Genomic DNA, 19,425 nt, shown 5'->3' with positions numbered 1-19,425 from the left:
ATCATGAAAAAATATATAAAAATATCAAGTCTTGTTTTATCAGTAGTTTTATTGGTAGCATGTAGCAAAGATTTTTTAGAATACGAACCAGAAGGCTTATTGTCTTCTGAAAATGTGGGGACCGCTGAAAATGCAGAAGCACTAGTGGTTGCGGCTTATGCTGGCATAGCCAATGACGAAATGATTGGGCCTCTTACTCATCAATGGGTATATGGTAGTGTACGATCTGATGACGCTTATAAAGGTGGAGGCGGAAGAAGTGATGTGGATATTGTGGATCATTATGAGCAATACAATTTAACAAAAGCTGATGATGGCGATTGGATGACCCCAAGAACCTGGACCAATTTTTACAAGGCGATTTCAAGAGCAAATTTTGCCCTAACCGTTATCAATGAAATTCCTGATGCGGATTATCCAGATAAAACAAAAAGAATAGCAGAATTGCGGTTTTTGCGTGGTCATTCTCATTTTATGTTGAAGCTATTGTTCAATAAAATACCCTACATAACTGAAGATTTAACGCAAGAGGATATTCTTCAAACATCAAATGATCTATCCAATGAAGACTTGTGGAATAAGATTGCTGATGACTTTTTATTTGCTTATAACAATTTACCGCAGTCACAAGATCAAGTTGGAAGAGCCGATAAAAATGCAGCAGCTGCCTATTTAGCAAAACTTCGTTTGTATCAGGCCTATGAGCAAAATGACAAACACCAAGTTACAAATATCAATATGTCAAGATTGCAGGAAGTTGTTGATTATGCCGATGATGTAACAGGGGCTTTAGAACCTGACTATGCCAATAATTTTTTAGACGGATATGATAACGGTCCAGAATCAATATGGGCAGCACAATTTTCAATTAATGATGGAACCGAAGTAGGTAGGGTAAGCTATGTTACAGGGTTAAACTCGCCACATGGAACTGGTCTTTACGGATGTTGCGGATTTCATTTAGCGAGCCAGAATATGGTAAATGCTTTTAAAACAGATGCCAATGGATTGCCTTTATTGGATACGTTTAACAATTCAGATATTTTCAATGTTATTGATGGCAATGGGGAAGCGCCATTGGCTTCTGGTGTAACACTTGACCCTAGAATTGACCATACTGTAGGCATTCCTGGAAGACCTTTCAAATACAGAAATACGGTAAACTCCAGTGGTGATATGATTTATAATTTTAGTTGGGCAAGAGACCCTGGTGTTTATGGATATTTTGGGAATATGAAAGAACAACAAGCTCCAGACTGTTCATGTTATGTGAAAGAAGGACCTTTTGTTGGAACATCTAAAAATGTGGATTTTATTAGATATGCTGATGTGTTGCTCTTTAAGGCAGAAGCTTTAATACAAATGGGACAAGTTGATCCAGGGATTGCGATTGTTAATCAAATTAGAACACGAGCTTCTCAAAGTACACAACGACCAATTGATGCTGGAGCTTCTGATGTGTATAATATTGGATTATACCCAACAGGACTCTCTCAAGCAGAGGCTTTAAAAGCTCTGAAATTTGAAAGAAGACTGGAATTTGGTATGGAAGGACCACGCTTTTTTGATCTGGTTCGTTGGGGAGATGCCGAAACCGTTCTAAACTCATATCTTAATGAGGAAAAAACAAAACGTGATTTTCTGGCAAATGCCCACTTTACAGCTGGTAGAGATGAGTATTATCCAATACCACAAAGAGAAATAGATTTTACGGGAGGGTTATATGATCAAAACCCAGGTTATTAATTTTTTAAGTGTTTAGTTTGAGTTAGTTTTTTCATTCCAGAAGGAATCAGTATATTCCTTCTGGAATAATTTTATAGAAAAATGTCAAAAATCACATGTTTCGGAGAGGTGTTGTGGGATGTGTTTCCAACGCACCGAAAAATAGGAGGAGCACCGTTAAATGTAGCAAATAGGTTGCAGGCCTTAGGCAATGACGTTACCATGGTCAGTGCCATAGGGCAAGGAAAAAATGGAGCGGAAATACTCAACTATATCAAAGGAGTTGGTATTGATGCAGGTTGTGTTCAGGTGCACAATGAGTACAAAACTGGAAAAGTAAAAGTAATGCTGAACGACAAAGGGTCGGCATCTTATGATATTAAATACCCAAGAGCTTGGGACAAGATACGCTTGACAGAAGTAAACAAAAAAGCAGTTAAAAATTCCGATGCGTTTGTTTTTGGAAGTTTAGCAGCAAGAGATGATAGCTCTAGAAACACATTATACAAACTCATTGAACTTGCAAAGTACAAAATTTTTGACCTTAATTTAAGGCCGCCTTACTATACCAAAGCGGTATTGGTCCATTTAATGGAAAAGGCCGATTTCATCAAGTTCAATGATGACGAGCTGTATGAGGTCAGCAAGATGCTGAGCTCTAAATACTTGTCATTGGAACAGAACATTCGTTTTATTGCAAGCAAAACCAATACAAAACACATTTGTGTTACCAAAGGCCATCATGGAGCGGTTTTGTTGTATGATGACAAGTTGTATTACAACAGTGGATATTTAATTAAAGTTGTTGACACTGTTGGAGCTGGCGATTCTTTTTTAGCCTCTTTAATCAGCCAGTTACTTAACAGGGTCAATCCACAAGAAGCTATTGATTTTGCCTGTGCTGTGGGAGCTTTGGTAGCGCAAAGTGAAGGAGCCAACCCAACAATATCGCGTAAAGAAATAGATGCGTTTATAAATCCGTATTAAGTTTATAACATTTCAATTAAAGATCTTGTCAATTTTCATACGTCTAAAAGCTCAATTATAACAGAATGTATAACTTCTTATGATTATATTTGATTTAACGAATCTTTGATTTTTATAAAAAACAAAAGACCTTAAAATGACATTTAAACGTATTAGTCTTTATGTAATTGCCTCACTTTTTTCTGTGATTGGTTGTAATAAAACACCCGACCAAAATTCAAACGCATTATACAAATCAAAACATTTTGCAGTTTATAAAGACAGTGTTGTCCAAGGCAACAATAAAGCGGTTATAGTTTCTCCAAATGAGATAATTTCAAACTATGTAAGCTCTGTTTATGCAACGTATTCCAATTATATCAGTTTTAAATTTACGATCAACGAAAAGGATATTGAAATGCCTGTTGGAAATGACCATCATGTGTTAATTAAAGCAGGCATTCATGATTCTCCGGTTTTTTCGTTTGGAAAAAAGGATACAGAAATGGTTCATGATTTAGGAGAAAAATTACCACCAAATTACCAGTATACTTTTAAAGTAGATATGTCGCCTGTGTTAAATCAATTTAAAACGCAAGGCTATTATCAAGCTTATGATGGTACCCGAATTGCAAAACAAGATTTTAAGGGGTTTTATATAGCTGGAGGATCCGAACCCTTAACATGGGATTTTTCCAATTTAGAGGAAAACAATCTTGAACTAACTGACAAGGATATGGATGGTGTTTATGAAATCACCCTTATTATGAATCCGTATGATACGTCAATGAAGCGGGAAAAAGAATGGAAGCTTTCAGAAGATGTTTCAAAAAAACCAAAGTATACATCCGATCAGCCTATAGTAGATGCCCTATATAATTTGGCTACAGAGGAGGCGCTTAAAAACATTGAACCCGATAGCACGTTTAGAACGGGAGCAGAGTGGGGTGGCGTTTGGACTAGGGATATCAGTTACAGTATCTACCTCGCTTTTGCTTATCATGAGCCAACAATTGCCAAAATAAGTTTAATGCGTAAAGTTAAACGTGACCGTATTATCCAAGATACGGGTTCTGGTGGTGCTTGGCCAGTGTCGTCAGACCGTGTTGTATGGACTATTGCCGCTTGGGAACTCTACAAGGTAACAGGCGATAAAGAATGGCTGAAACAATCCTATCAAATCATTAAAAACACCCTTGAAGACGATTATAAAACCTTGCAATCTGATATAGGGCTTTATAAAGGGGAATCGTCTTTTCTAGATTGGCGGGAACAAACCTATCCCAAATGGATGTCCAATATGGATATTGCTGAATCCATGAATCTAGGCACCAATGTATTACATTACCAGGCCAATACAATCTTGGGAAACATGGCTAATGAATTGGGTGAAAACAGCCAACCCTTTTATAAACGAGCCAATATCATAAAAGAAGCCATCAATAAAGAACTGTGGATGGAGGACAAAGGCTTTTATGCCCAATACCTTTACGGAAGAAAATATTTAAACAAGTCTAAACGTTTTGAAGCATTGGGCGAAGCATTGGCCATTTTGTTTGATGTAACCAGTGCAGAACAATCAAACAAAATAATTTCTGAATCCCCAGTGACCGAGTTTGGAGTAACCTGTATCTATCCTCAAATCCCCAATATTCCACCCTACCATAATAACGCCATTTGGCCATTTGTACAATCATACTGGAACTTAGCTTCTGCCAAAGTTGGCAATGAAAAGGCGTTGACCTATGGATTGGCAGCTATATACAGACCAGCAGCACTGTTTTTAAGCAACTATGAGAATTTTGAAGCGGATAATGGTGATTTTAAAGGAACCGAAATCAATTCCAATAGAATGTTATGGAGTATGGCGGGAAACCTGGCCATGGTTCATAGGGTATTTATGGGAATGCATTTTCAAAAGGATGGTATATTGTTTCAACCTGTAATTCCAAAGAACTATTCTGGCAAAAAAGAGCTTTCAAATTTTAGCTATAGGGATGCCACATTAACAATAACGGTTGAAGGCTATGGCGACAAGATAAAAGCATTTCAATTAGATGGAAAAGCGGAATCAAATCATTTTTTCCCCGCAAATCTTTCTGGAGATCATATCATTCACATTCAACTGTCCAATGAAGATTTCGATACAAAACCTATCCATATGGTTGAAAATAAGTTTAGTTTGCCAAATCCAATCGTGACAATTCAAGATAACACATTGTATTGGGATAGTATTCCTGCTGCCAAAAATTATAGGGTTTATAAAGACGGAGAAGCTGTTTCTGACGTAAACACCAATTCTTTTAAAATTAGTGCCAATAAATTTGCTGAGTACAAGGTAAGCGCTGTTGATGTTAATGGATATGAATCCTTTACAAGCGAGCCCATTTGGGTTTTTGAACCTAAAAACGAAAGAACAATTGAAGCTGAAAACTATTATAAGGCCTCAAACAAACATTATATAAACTATTCAGGAAAAGGGTTTATAGAGCTTTCCAATAGAGATAATAGGTATGTTGTAATTCCTGTTACCGTTGATAAAGCAGGAAAGTACAGTATTGATTTTAGGTATTCCAACGGAAGTGGACCTTGGAATACGGATAATAAATGTGCTATTAGAAGCCTGTATGTCAATGATACATACAAAGGTGTTGCAGTCTTCCCACAAAGGGGAAAAGATGAATGGTCAGACTGGGGCTATTCCAATTCGTTCACGGTTGATTTGAAAAAAGGAACAAATCAGTTGGTGTTAAGTTTTGATGAGTGGAATATTAACATGAACGTTGAAGTCAATACAGCTATGCTGGATTATGTTAGGGTCATAAAATTATAGAAAATAATTTTTGCCTTAGCTATATCCGATATTTAGATGTTGAGCAGTTGCTAACAAGTGTAGAAATCTAAATATTATTAGTTTTTAAATGTTATCAATAGTATTTTTGAACATATCTAGTTTGGCAACAAGATAGTGTGATAAAAAAGCCTTTATCAAACGATAAAGGCTTTTTTGTTTTGTGTATTTTGTGCCAAAAGGCTTAGTTGTCACCTACTTTTTCTACGGCTTCTTTAGTAGCTTCCCCAGCTTCTTTGGTTTTTTCAACAGCGTTGTCAATGGCTTTACCTGTTTGCTCAAGAGCACCTTCTGTGTCATCAGCAGCATTATCTATGGCATTTTCAACGGATTCAGATTTTTTTGTATCTCTACAAGATATGAATGATATACTGACTGCTAATAGTAATAAAGTACCTAAAAATAATTTTTTCATCGGATTAGTTTTATGATTATTAAAAAAGTGAAGTAATTTTATGTAATTACTTTCTAAACTATATACGTGAATATTAAAAGGTTTGGACTATATACCATTGTTTACTGATTTTGATAGCTTATAAAATGAACTGTTAGTTTGCAAGGATAGCATTCATTTCTTTGGCCAATTTATTTTTTATACTAGTGTGTTTTTTATCATAGGCCAAATTGTCCCATTCATAGGGGTCTGTGACATGGTTATACAATTCTTCTTTGCCATCACTGTATCGTATGTATCGCCAATTTTTGGTTCTGTATGAAAAATTTTGTTTCTCTGTTGGAATGGTAACACCATAATTTCCAACAACCGTTAATGTGCCATTGGGACCTTTAAAGTCTCCGGTTCCTTCTATAAGTGGTCTTAAGCTATGGCCGCCCAGAGGAGCTCCTTGGTCATTTATTTTATTGTTCCCAGTTAAGTGGCAATAATCCTTAAATGTTGGAAACAAATCAATTAATGATACGGGATGTTCAACTTTTAGGCCTGAATAGGAATTTGGAATTTTAATGACCATAGGGATTCTGACACTTTCTTCCCAAGGTGAGTTTTTGAACAAATATTGCTTTTCACCCATTTGCCAACCATGATCACTGGTCAAAACAACAATGGTATTGTCTTTAAATTTACTGTTATTTAAGGCTTCCATGACTTGTCCTATTTGGTCATCAACAAATGCAACACAGGCCAAGTAGGCTTGTAAAAAATGCTTAAGAGCCAGTTCTCTATTACCGCCATAAGATTCCAATAACATCCTATAATATCTTGGGCCTTTGTTGTTGTCTTTATCTTCCGGGTCAAAATTTTCAGCATAAAACGTATCTTTTTCATCATCAATCATCCATTTTTCCAATTGTAATTTTTCAATGGGAAACATGTCAAAATATTTCTTTGGCGCATGAAGCGGTGTGTGTGGTCTTACAAAACCTATTCCCAAAAAGAAAGGTTGATCGTCTTGACGGTTTTCAAGTTCTTTAATTTTCTTTTTGGCCCATTGAACATGTAATTCGTCTTGCATTAAATCTCTATCATCATCGTTGATGTAGCGCATGGGCTTATTGTCTGGCCCATAAACCCATCCTTTTTCTCCTTTTTTGCCTTCAGATATTGCAGCCGATAGCGGTCCAAAAGACCCATCAATAGGACCAATGGAGTTATAAGGGGCAGGAACGGATGGATTACTGGTTCTTTTCTCTCCGTTAAAATATACAGGACCATAATTGTGGTTTAATGGCATCCCCCATTCATCCCAATCTTCCTTGATGTTCCCGTGGGTTATTTTTCCTGTTCCTAAAGTTTTATATCCGTTTTCTTTAAAATAGCGGATAAGTGTTTTATTATTTTTTAAAACGGGCTGTTTTTTTAGGTCTGTCCATCCATAATCTTTTGATGCGTGTGGATAAACGCCCGTTATTAAACTATTTCTTGATGGGCAACATACGGGAACGTTTGTTGCTGCATTAATAAACTGAACACCAGAAGCTGCCAACTTATCAATATTGGGTGTTTTGGCTTGTGGATGCCCACCAAAAGCACCTTCATAATCATTTAAATCATCGCAAATAATAAATAAAACATTGGGTTTGTCCTGTAGCGTTTGGCAGATGATATGTTGTAAACCCATAATGAGTAAAGCAAAACCAAACAGTACTTTTTTATTGGGATAATTCATGATTCAGTAATTATTAATTTATTTTTGGCTCGATGGCTCCTAAACTAGGGTTACCTTGAATGGGATTACCTAAAATATCTTTCTTGGGTTCAAGAGATTGTAATAAACCAACAGAATCGTTAGGGAGTAAACTAATTTGAATTCCTTTGTTTAGGATTAATTTTAAATTTTCAGGAATATAATCTTTGGCTTCCAAGCCTCCTTTTTTTGCAAACTCAGGATTCCCAATAATAGGTGCAATGTCTTTAATTCCTATTTCTTTTGGCCAGTCATCTTTATTTAAAAACAAATTATTCTTAAAAAATACATTTTTAGCCAAATCACCTGTCAGTTTATCGGGCTTATATTGGTCGCCTAACACGGCTTTTGAAGGCCCTTCCAAATAGAAAATATTGTTAGCTATCAAGATACCGTTACTGGTATTGTCAATGGCTATTTTGGCAACAACTGTAGAATCAGAATAAATGGTATTATTATAAAAATACGAATTTACGGGACCTTTGCGTTTCCTTTGCTCTCCCTGAAATCCACTTAGCCAAAATATTTTGCCTTCTTGAAAAGCGCCATTAACACCTTTAACTCTGTGACCATCATTAATACTGATGTTGTAACGATATGAACAATTGTAATTGTTGCCAAGAATTTCACAAAAACCACCGGCATTATAGGCACTAATATTGTATTGTAAAACCACATTGTCACAATTAAAATCTATATGGGCACCAGCAGAGTCGCCGGGTCCGTTAGCATACATGAATTTATTTTTTTCTATTAAAACGTGTGATGAGCCCCAGGTCCACAGACCACTGCCGCGACCCCATTTTCTGGAATCATCATCACTGCCAGAATAGGATACGTTATTTTTATAAACATGCACATTTTTAACTTCAGACATTTGAATGCCTGGCCCACCTGTTTGTTCAATACTATTATCTGCTATAGTAATATTTGAAATGTTTTTTGAGTTTCCTGTTAATTTGATTCCAGTATGTGACACACTGTTTATGGAGCAGTTTTTAATTTCAATATCCTCAATTAAGTTGTTTGGGTTTTTATCAATAATTCGAATGCCCCAACCGTATTTTTGGGTGCCATTGGCTGTTTTTACTTCTTCTTTACCTCTTTTAAACGCCAGATTTTCATAAAAAACATCAAAAATTTGAACGTCTTTGATACTAATGTGTTTCATCAACGACTCATTTTTATTGGTGATCATGATGCCACATCTCATGGTTTGAGCCGCATCAGCACTAAAAAAGCCATTTGCAGTTAAAGCTATTTTTGAAACTTCAATATAACTACAATCCTGAATCAGAATGCCATACGATTCTCCTTTAAAATTGATGGTAGCTGGCTTTGTTTCTTCTTCAGTAATATCCCAATTTATTGTAGAAATAACAATTGGGTTCTCTTTGGTGCCACTTACATTTATTAATTGAAGTCCGGTCTGATATTCTTGATTTGAAGCCAAAAATAATCGATCACCAGCTTGCAATGCAATTGTTGAGGCTCGAGATAAAGTTTTAAATGCCTGTTCTTTTGAAAGACCGGTATTGGCGTCATTTCCTAAACTAGGGTGTACAAAATAATCTGTAGCCCAAACAGTGCTTTGAAGTAAAACAGCCAAAAATGAAATTAGAAATTTGGTTTTGATTGACATTATTAATTGAATTAGTTGATGAGTATTTTATGGGTGCTAATGGTTTGGTTTGTAATAATCTCAAACAAATACAGCCCTTTAGCAAAATTGCTCACATCAATAGTAGTTGATGTTGATTTTTTTGAATGCATGATAAGCCGGCCGTTAGTATCATAAATGTTAAGCAGGTACTCGGGTTCATTTGACTGTATGGTTACTTTGTTTACGGCGGGATTTGGATATATATTGAACGTATTATCAACACGGACATCTTTAACACCTAATGTTGAAGATAGTTTGTAAACCCTCACATAATCAACCAGTGCATCAGATAAGTTTCCTACGGGTTGACTTTGAAAATCACCATCGGCAAAACTGGCACCAACCGAAAGCCATAACCATTCAGGAACTTGCGGCACTAGTGGATAGCCGTTTGAATCAACCGTAAAAGGGAACGGTTTGCTTGAATTGGTAGATACAACTTTAGCACCATCATAATAAATATCCATAGAGGTTGAGGTCCAATACAAACCAAAAATATGATAGCCTGTATGTATATTTGGTGTATTGTATTGAATGGTGTAGTTTTTTGCATTGGTACCATAACCATCAAAATGAACAACAGCCTTTGTGTAGTCTGCTAACCAAGCGGATTCAACAATATCCACTTCTGCGCCATCAGCTGCGGAATTATCAACATTACCTTGGTTATGGCCTTGAAGCCAAAAAGCGGTGTGATTGCCTTTAGCTGTTTCGGCTATTTGTATACGCGCTTCCAAATACCCATAGGTTGGTTCATACAGATTTTTACTTTCTACACTACCACAATACATGGTATTGTTATCTACCTTAGTGCCTCGTAAAACCAAATCTCCCGTTCCATTTAAAAAGACATTTTCAGGTTTCCACCACCAATCATTTACTCCTAAATTTGTTCTTGATCCTCTTGAACTGCTACTAACGGACACAACCCATTTTGATGTGTTTAAGGTTGCATCATTAAATTCATCGCTAAAATCCAAATCCCAATCACCTGCTACACCAATAGGTTGGGCGTTCAAAGGTGTATTGGAATCTATAAAAGTTGATATAGAACCTTGGGGCGCCACATAAACATTATCCATTCGTAAAGGCCGATTGCCGGCAGCTTTATAAAAAATAATTCTCGCCTGCGTAACTCCAGTTGGAACCGTAAAGGAAAACGTGCCAGTATGCCAAAAATCAGGCGTAGTGTTTAATGTTAAAAGCCCTAGATTGGACCCTCCTGTAGCGCCGTCTTTTACTACCACGTTCATGTTATAAGTTCCGGATCCGCTAACCCATCTGTAATCAAAAGCGACATCATAGGTTACTCCTTCTGTGACAGAAAAGACTTGAAAAGTGGACGAATCACCATTGTTGTCATTGCCACATAATGAGTTTGTAATATCATCTGTAAGAACCTGATTGGCATAACCACTCCAAGGACTTAAGCTACCTGTCCCAAAATTTCCATTAACAATAATGTTTTGTCCATATATTGAACAAGACATGATTACTAATATTAACAAAATATGTTTTTTCATATCATGATTTTTGTAAACTTAATGAGTAGCTATTTGTTTTTTCTCTTCAGGTGATTTGTACAATACAGGTTTGTTTTCCATGAGTCTTTTTTGGATATAGTACGTAACATCTTCCCATGATTTTCCTTCTCGCCATAAAGGAACCATCATGTTTGATTCCCAATCAGTGTATTTTTTTGATAGGGTATTATAAGTTGCTGTATCAGATGTTGAGAGATCATTCATTTCTCCTAAATCTTGAGATAAGTTGTACATGGTTGCTCCAAAATCTTTAAGTTGTACCAATTTAAAATCACCCATTCTGGCAGCTGATTCTTCCAGTTTTCTCCAATACAGTTCTTGATGTGGGTTTCCTTGTTTTTCTTTAAATAAATAAGGCAATAAATTCACGCCATCCAATTGCAAATTATCATCTTGTTTGATATGTGCCGCCGCCAGTGAGGTTCTAAAAATATCCAATGACGAAGTCAATCCATTAAATTTTTGATCTGGCTTTATTTTGGCTGGCCAACTTACAATAAAAGGAACCCGATGGCCGCCTTCAAATTCATTACCTTTCCAGCCTTTTAAAGGGCCATTTTGTGAACTGTTGTTGTGGGCGCCTCCGTTATCACTTAAAAAATAAATAAGGGTATTATCCAATAGGTTTAATTCCTTTAATTTATTTCTGAGTTTACCTATGTTTTGATCCAAGGACCAAGTCATGGCTGCTAAGTATTGTCTAGGATTATTTTTGTATTTTTCTAAATCATCCTCTTTGGCTTCAATGGGTGTGTGTACCGCATTATAGGCCAAGTACATAAAAAATGGTTTGTCTTTGTTTTCTTCAACAAAACGAATCGAACGGTCGCCTAAAACATCCGTTAAATAGCCATCAAATTTGATGCGTTTTCCATTTTGTTGGAGCATGTGTTCTTGATCTGGATTATCTAAAGGAAAATAGGAGCGACTACCCGCTAAAAAGCCATAAAATTCATCAAATCCTCTCTTGTTTGGGTGATCTGTTGCAGTTGCCCCCAAATGCCATTTTCCGATAGCTATGGTTTTATAATTGTTTTTTTGAAACACATTGGCCATAGTCACCACATCATCAGATAAGCCAATATCACCTGATTTAGCATCTCCAGTTCCGTTGGATTCAAATCCGAACCGTTGTTGATACTTACCAGTCATCAGTCCTGCCCTTGAAGGAGCACAAACGCTTGCCGTGACATGGGCATCGGTAAAAACAACACCATCTTTAGCCAACTTGTCTATTTCTGGCGTGTCTAAATCCTTGCAACCCATAAAACCAAAATCAACATAACCGGCATCATCAGCAAGAATGATAATGATGTTGGGTTTTGATTGTTCCTTTTGATTTGATGCTGTTACGGAACTATCTTTTGGTTTATTGTTACATGAATAAATCAGTAGACCCAAGAAAAGGATAATAAAATGATGTATGGGCCTGTGTTTTTCCATTAAAATTATTTTTTCTGAAAGTGTTCTAAATAATTATTGATAAAAAAACAGAAGCATTCTAATAGGTTTATTTAAAAGAATACTTCTGTAATCAAATTACAACTAAAACTAACTATTAATCAAAATTTACTCTTTAACAAACTTATAGGTTCCAGTAGCATCTTCAATAAATGCTTTTAGGATGTAAACCCCTTTTGAAAGGTTTGAAACACTGATGTCTTGTCTGGTACTGTTAAGGTTTGAATTAATGACTTGTTGTCCCAAAAGATTATAAACTTCTATCTTATTAATGGGTTTAGCAGCTGATATGTTTATATAATCTTTTGCTGGATTTGGTGATGCAGTAAATTTAAACTGTGCTAAATCTTTAACAGACAAAAGTTTTTCAGTAATACTAATGTCATCCATTCTGGCCGCATTATTTGGCCCTGAAGCTGCACGAGCTTGTTTAGTCATAAAAAGTAACAAATTGGCTTGAGGCGCTGTAAACTCTAAAGTAAGTTCATGCCAACTACCATCAATGGTAGAAGGATCAATGTAAACTTGAATAGGGGTGCTAAATTGCGAACCATTTCCGCTGTCTGACCCATCATCGTTTCTTATTGAAACATATATACCATCAGTAGCGTCAGGAGTGCCTTGTCCCATAATAAATTGATACCATATACTTAATGTATAAGTGGTATTTGCAACTGCGGTAAATGATTGCCTTACGTTGGTAAAGTCATTCGGCATGGCTAAAAATTGATCTCCCAGATGAGCTACGGAACTGTTATTATTAACTGAAGATTGGCCAGAAGTATAGCCAACACTTGATGACCAAGGGCTTGATGCCGATGTTATTTTTCCTGTTGCCTGGGGTGATTCAAAATTACCATAGGTGATTAAGTTGGTTTGCCCAAAACTAAATGAAATGGTTAATAAAGTAATTAAAAAAGTAATTTTTTTCATAATGATTTATTTTAAATGGTTATTAATTAATTAAAGCAACTTTCATGACCTTTTTGGTCATGAAAGTTGTGAGAGATCTTATTTTTTTAATTTAAATGATATGTCATCAAAATAAAAGTGTGTTTGGCTACCATTCCAAAGTGAGATTAATACTTCAGTCACACCATCAGGAATTGTAATTTCTCCAGTTGATTCTGTCCATTCTGTAGAGATTGGCAAAAATTCTGATTGGCCAATTTTAACATTGGCTACATTGTCTTTAAAGACAATTCTCATATTGACACCCTCTTGAGCCCATTTAGAATACAGTTTATAAACGTAAGTTTTACCAGCTTCAACTGGAACCACTGTTGTTAAGGCGGAACTTCCACTTTTTAATCTAGCGCAGTAATTACCGGTATAGGTTGTTGTAACATCAGTATCAACAATGCCAGACTCGTATCCATCCCAACCATTTGGCATAGGAGCAGTTCCCCAGTTGTATGTTTTTGTGTAGGTTCCTCCCTCAAAATGCCCATTTTGAATCAATTCATCAGCATCAAAAGGTGGTGTATATTCAGTATCTACGCCAGGGCCTATGTTCTCATTTGGATTAATAGCAGCATATACTTGTCCTAAAGTAGTAATGTTAGCATCGTTGTCAAATAAGGACGAGGTTGCCAAAGCGGCATTACCGCCATCAAACCAGGCATAGCGTTCAATCCAGTCTATAGTGTTCATAGCTGTAGTAGCGTCTTGCATAAATGAAATAACTTGCGATTCACTATACTTGTTAGACTCTGGTGTTGAAGCATTCCAATCAGCCACAGCAAATTCAGTAACCCAAATTGGCAAGTTGTATAATTCGTGCGCTGTTTTTAAATTATTGATGAAACCTAAAACATTAGCACCGCCATAACTGTGAACCGTTAAAAAATCAATTCTGAGACCAGCATCACTTGCTTTTTGCATAAATTCGGTCATCCATGCATTATTAAAACCTGTTGCAGCAGGAGACCCTAGAGGAACTCCAATTTCTTCCAATCGTGGCCATAACGCTATGGCTTCGTCTACGGTCATATTGGCTTGAGTTGCATTATCGGGCTCATTAAAACCTAATACGTATTTAACTTTACCATCTGCAACTAACTGTTTGATTCGGTTTATGTTATCATCCGTTACAGAGCCTTTGCCCCAAAACATGGGGACAAATTCTACGTTTTCAGGAATTTCGTCTGCCAGCACATTGCCCCAGCTGTACATCCAATGTGCTTTTAAATCACTGGTTTTATGGGACCATGCTTTGGTTTTATTAGTAAACGCTACTCCTTTTTTTGCTATTGCCTCAGGAGTTATACCGTCAGAGGTTGGGGACAGTGTCGTCCCAAAATCTCCTATAACATTCTTTTCACAACTTATTAAAGTTAGAATGGTAAATAAAAATAAAATCTGTTTTTTCATAATAATTTTTTTTTGATTATTGCCATACTGGATTTTGAACCAAATTAGAATTCACATCAATTTCGTTTTGCGGTATTGGGAAGACTTCTGATCTACCTCCCAAATATTGGGGATTGTATGAACCAACAGGGTCAGCAGCAGCTCTATTAAATCCGTCTTCTACCTCACCCCAACGTTTTAAATCCATAAAACGCAAGCCTTCCAAGGCTAGTTCTACGCGTCTTTCATGACGTACGATGTCTATCATTTGTGTTTGGTTTACAGCACCTTCAACAGCTTCTACATGTGGCATACCCACGCGATCCCTGATTTGATTGACCAAACCAGTTGCACCCGATAAATCTCCGGTTTCAGCCATAGCTTCGGCTCGCATTAGTAGAATATCGGCATATCTTATGAGGTAAAAATCTTGCGAACCCTCACCATAAGAGGCATTGCCTTCGGCATCTGGGCCTCGTCTAATATATTTACGCATGCCATAGCTTGTAGGACCATTACCTGGAAATACTTTAACAGGATCGTCATAGTATTGATCTCCTTTAAAATAAATGGTTGCAGTGGCTCTTGGGTCTCTGTTTTGTCTTTGGTCAGCTGGATTGAACAATGGTGAACTGGTCACCGGTAATCCATCAATACAATAATAATCATTTACCAAATTTGGCATGGGTCTTTGGTCTACTTTTGGAGTCCCTTGATAGGTGCCAGAAAACGTTTCGCCATTGTTTGTGGCAGCGCCTCTTAAAAAGCGGATTGAAAACACAATTTCTGGTGACTGCTCTTTTTCAGGGGTGAACAGTGCTGCATAATTTGGATCTAGTGAATAACCCAATCCCATGGCTTGTTCGGTTAATTTTAAAACACCATAATCACCATCATACTGATGGTTGTATAATTGTACCCTGGCAAACAGTCCAAGGGCAGCGCCTTTGGTAGCGTAACCATATAAATTATCAGGTTGGCTGGTTGGTAAGTAATCAACGGCCAATTTTAAATCCTCAACAATTTGTGCTGTAATTTCAGCATAGGTGTTTTTAGGCACATAGGCGTTCTCTAAAGTTTGAGGTTCAGTGATTAAAGGTGCATCTTCATAGTACACTGCCAAGTTAAAGTAGAACAAAGCTCTTAAAAAATAACCTTGACCTAATAATTCTTTTTTGGTATCGGCAGACACTAAATCCTCTGAGATGGTTTGCACATTTTTAATGACTGCATTGGCACGGGCAATACCTCTGTAAAGATCGTTCCAAATGGCTCCTAACTGACCACTTGAAGGGTCTATGGTGCCTTCCATAAACAACCCAAGTCCTTCCCACTTATATTGGTTAAAGGCATTGTCACCCAATCCATCAAAACCAGGAAAACCTTGCCAACCATTAAGATTACCACCATACAAAGATTTACTTTGTAGTGTTGAGTACACGCCGTTGAGTGCCAAAAAGGCATCTTGTTCACTTTGCCAGAAGTTATTCTCTGCTATTTGTGTTAGCGACGAACGTTTTATAAAATCATCGTTACAGTTAGTAACTGTAAGTATGATGCATAGTGCGAATAGTATCTTTTTCATCTTGTTATATTTTTAAGTTTAACCCTAGGGTAATGGTTTTGTAAAGTGGTGCATTTCTGTTACTTTGACTTCCTGAACCGCCTTCTGGATCAAAGTATTCCAGGCCTGTAAAGGTGAATAGGTTTTGAGCACCTACAAAAACTCTTAGCTTGCTAATGTTGATTTTTTTCAAAACATCATTTGGCAATGAATAGCCTAGCTCTAGTGATTTAAGTCTTAAGTAAGAAGCATCCTGTACATAAAAAGACGATACTCTGGTGTTGTTTTGTCCACCTACACGTGGCAAATGCGCACTTGGGTTGTCTGGTGTCCATCGGTTAATCCAATAGCTCAACACATTACTTCGGTCATCAGCCATTGGTAGATTACCGTTACCCATTAATAATCGGTCAACCCCGCTCACGCCTTGGAACATAAAATTAAGATCAAACCCTTTGTATTCTATAGAGCCATTAAAGTTTACTAATAATTTTGGGTTTGGATTTCCAATAATTGTACGGTCGTCATCATTTACAACGCCATCAGGTACACCATCTGGTCCAGATATATCAGCATACCTAATATCTCCGGGTGCTGTGTTAGCATTCCCAAATTGAGTTGGCGCATTGGCAATTTCTTCTAAGTTTTGAAAGATACCAATAGCTTTGAGACCATAATACGATTTAAACGGGGCTCCTATCCTGATGATATCAATATTGCTGATAGTCTCCTCACCACCGTCACCTAAACCAGTTACTTCATTTTTGATCATTTTGGTAAGGTTTGCTCCCAGTGAGAACTTGGCATTACCAAGATTGCCTCTGTAGTTTAAACCAAGCTCAAGACCTCTGTTTATCATAGAGGCCGCATTTTGCGCCGCTAAGTTGGTTACTCCTAAGGTGTTTGGTATTGGGAAATTTGTATATAAAATATCGGTACTATTTCGGTTAAAGTAATCTGCTACTAGCTCTACTTTATTTTTAAATAGACTTAAGTCCAAACCTAAGTCATATTGCTCAGTTTGTTCCCATCTGATAAATGGATTTGCCAAAGATGTAACAGCTACCCCAACAACATCTGTGTCGTTACCCAACACATAATCTTGGTCTGCATTATAACCTTGATAAGGAATATAGTTTCCTATTCTGTCATTTCCGCTGATACCCCAACTGGCTCTAATTTTTAAATTGGTTATATAGTCTGCATTTTCCAAAAACTTTTCTTTGGAGATATTCCAACCAACAGATGCAGAAGGAAAATTACCATATAAGTATCGAGGTCCAAATTTTGAGGAACCATCACGTCTTAAATTAAATTCAGCCAGATATTTACCAGCATAGTTGTAATTGATTCTACCAAAAAATGACTGGGTCACTTCTTCATAGGCACCACCATTAACTGCGGGATTAGTAAGACCTCCTGCATTAAATTCTTCTAAATTATCTGTAGGAAACCCACTTAATTGGCCATTAAAGCCATCGTTTCTTAGATAGGAAATGGAATGGCCTACCAAGATTCCTAAATCATGAACTTTATTGAAGGTTTTATTATATCTTAAAATATTTTCGTTTAATAGTCTGTACTCAAGATTCGTAGAATTTTTTAGTGTATTTAACTGATCTTGTCCAACAATATTACCGGCCCAATCCCTTATGGTTGCTGTTGGGCTAAAATCTGATGCATTATTGTATATGATGTTCGCACTGCCACTGGTTTCAAATGAAAAACTATCTGATAATTTAAACGTTAACCCAATCCGCTGGCTTATGTTAATAATATCTTGATTATAATTTCCAAGATAACCTCTTCTCAATGGGTTAGCTGTTCCAAATGAATAGTTGCTATTTTCATAGGCACCATCTACAATACCATATTCACCATTGCTATAATAGGCCGGAATGGTAGGTGCGGTTCGTTGCAACATGTAAATAATGCCATTATCACCATCAAAAGCACCTTGACCTCCTGTAGGACCTTCATTGCGTTTCCAAAACGCATTACTCACACTGCTCAACGTAAACCAATCTTTTAATTTTGAGTTGATATTAAAACTTAAGTTGTAACGTTCACTTTTAAATTTACTTCTTACAATGGCGTCTTGACCTAAATACCCTAAGGAGAGTCTGTAGGTGGTTTTTGAATTACCGCCAGAGAAGGAAAAGTTGTGATTTTGAATGGATGCCATTCTAAGAACTTCATCAGCCCAAGAGGTGTTTGCAAATTGGTCTGGTAAGGACCCTGTTCTAATAGCGTCTATTTGATCAGGTGTATATCTTGGCAAAAAGCCTGGCCCATCTTCGTTTCTGAATTTTTCATTCATTAAGGTTGCATAATCGTACGATCCCAGAAAACCAGGTTTCACGGTAGCATCCTGAACACCATAATAAGTATTGAAACTGATTTCAAATTTATCTTCAGTACCTTTTCTGGTAGTTACCAAAATAACGCCATTGGCACCTCTAGCCCCATAAATGGCACTTGCAGAAGCATCTTTTAAAACCGTTACACTTTCAATATCAGATGGTGCTAAACTGTTAAAAGCAGCTAAATCATCATATTGAATATTGTCTATTACTACTAAAGGTGTACTATTACCAAAGGTTCCAATGCCCCTAATAACTATAGAGGAGCCATCAGCACCTGGGTTACCAGAGGTTTGTGTTAATTGTACCCCGGAAAACCGACCATATAATAATTGGCCCGAGTTGGTTACAGGTTGGTTGACTTCCTCTTTAAAAGATACCGTAGCAACCGATCCTGTTAAGTTCACCTTTTTTTGCGAACCGTATCCTACTACGACCACTTCGTCTAACTGAGCAGCGTCTTCCTGAAGTTGTACATTGTAGGTTTTAGCTGTTCCAACTGTAATTTTGGCTGTGGCAAATCCAACGTAAGAGATGTTTAAAATTTCACCTTGGGAAGCTGAAATTGTGAAACCACCATCAAAGTCTGTTGTTGTCCCTCTGTTTGTTTTTTCCACAAGGATGGTTGCTCCAGGAAGTGGTTGACCACTACTGTCTGTAACTGTTCCGGAAATATCATTTTGTGAAAAAGCTAGTTGCCCAATTGGGATTAAAAGCAGAAAATAAAAAATAAATACTTTCATAGTTTTGTTTTGAGATTAGTTTAGTAAAAAGTTCTTTGAAAACTCTATT

At 36.9% G+C, this 19,425-nt stretch carries 12 protein-coding genes; 3 read left to right on the top strand and 9 right to left on the bottom strand.

The features are described 5' to 3' along the window. Window positions 1-3 precede the first annotated feature (3 nt). From IEW94_RS01615 to IEW94_RS01605, 3 genes are all read left to right on the top strand, one after another. Window positions 4-1,746, top strand: coding sequence for a RagB/SusD family nutrient uptake outer membrane protein (locus IEW94_RS01615; protein WP_188649519.1), 1,743 nt, complete (start codon window positions 4-6; stop codon window positions 1,744-1,746). Window positions 1,747-1,827: 81 nt separating this feature from the next. Beyond that, window positions 1,828-2,712, top strand: a complete 885-nt coding sequence (locus tag IEW94_RS01610) for a carbohydrate kinase family protein (protein ID WP_188649518.1) — start codon at window positions 1,828-1,830, stop codon at window positions 2,710-2,712. 136 nt (window positions 2,713-2,848) lie between these two features. Beyond that, entirely contained in the window at window positions 2,849-5,524 is a 2,676-nt protein-coding gene (locus tag IEW94_RS01605) for an alpha-L-rhamnosidase-related protein (RefSeq protein ID WP_188649517.1), read from the top strand. A gap of 202 nt (window positions 5,525-5,726) precedes the next feature. On the opposite strand, the gene IEW94_RS01600 is transcribed toward IEW94_RS01605, so the two are convergent. The 9 genes from IEW94_RS01600 to IEW94_RS01560 form a co-directional block, all read right to left on the bottom strand. Then, window positions 5,727-5,957 carry a hypothetical protein gene (locus IEW94_RS01600; protein WP_188649516.1) on the bottom strand — a complete coding sequence of 77 codons (231 nt, stop codon included), beginning with the start codon at window positions 5,955-5,957 and terminating at the stop codon, window positions 5,727-5,729. Window positions 5,958-6,090: 133 nt separating this feature from the next. Further along, complete coding sequence (locus IEW94_RS01595; protein WP_188649515.1) at window positions 6,091-7,668, bottom strand: sulfatase; 1,578 nt, start codon at window positions 7,666-7,668, stop codon at window positions 6,091-6,093. 13 nt (window positions 7,669-7,681) lie between these two features. After that, window positions 7,682-9,328 (bottom strand): right-handed parallel beta-helix repeat-containing protein, encoded by a 1,647-nt coding sequence (locus IEW94_RS01590; protein ID WP_188649514.1) that lies wholly within the window; start codon window positions 9,326-9,328, stop codon window positions 7,682-7,684. A gap of 11 nt (window positions 9,329-9,339) precedes the next feature. Further along, the gene (locus tag IEW94_RS01585) at window positions 9,340-10,872 is read right to left on the bottom strand and encodes a T9SS type A sorting domain-containing protein (RefSeq protein WP_188649513.1); all 1,533 of its coding nucleotides are present in this window, start codon (window positions 10,870-10,872) and stop codon (window positions 9,340-9,342) included. Between the two features lie 18 nt (window positions 10,873-10,890). Next, window positions 10,891-12,336, bottom strand: a complete 1,446-nt coding sequence (locus IEW94_RS01580) for a sulfatase-like hydrolase/transferase (protein WP_188649512.1) — start codon at window positions 12,334-12,336, stop codon at window positions 10,891-10,893. Window positions 12,337-12,462: 126 nt separating this feature from the next. Further along, window positions 12,463-13,287: a T9SS type A sorting domain-containing protein gene (locus tag IEW94_RS01575; RefSeq protein WP_188649511.1), complete on the bottom strand. Its 825-nt coding sequence runs from the start codon at window positions 13,285-13,287 to the stop codon at window positions 12,463-12,465. Between the two features lie 78 nt (window positions 13,288-13,365). Then, entirely contained in the window at window positions 13,366-14,727 is a 1,362-nt protein-coding gene (locus IEW94_RS01570) for a glycosyl hydrolase (RefSeq protein ID WP_188649510.1), read from the bottom strand. A gap of 16 nt (window positions 14,728-14,743) precedes the next feature. Beyond that, window positions 14,744-16,291, bottom strand: a complete 1,548-nt coding sequence (locus IEW94_RS01565; protein WP_188649509.1) for a RagB/SusD family nutrient uptake outer membrane protein — start codon at window positions 16,289-16,291, stop codon at window positions 14,744-14,746. A 4-nt stretch (window positions 16,292-16,295) separates the two neighbouring features. Then, the gene (locus tag IEW94_RS01560; protein ID WP_188649508.1) at window positions 16,296-19,376 is read right to left on the bottom strand and encodes a SusC/RagA family TonB-linked outer membrane protein; all 3,081 of its coding nucleotides are present in this window, start codon (window positions 19,374-19,376) and stop codon (window positions 16,296-16,298) included. Window positions 19,377-19,425 lie beyond the last annotated feature (49 nt).

Origin of the sequence: Yeosuana aromativorans, from assembly GCF_014646655.1 — a bacterium.
In the GTDB taxonomy this organism is placed as follows: domain Bacteria; phylum Bacteroidota; class Bacteroidia; order Flavobacteriales; family Flavobacteriaceae; genus Yeosuana; species Yeosuana aromativorans.
This window is presented reverse-complemented; position numbering and strand designations above follow the sequence as displayed.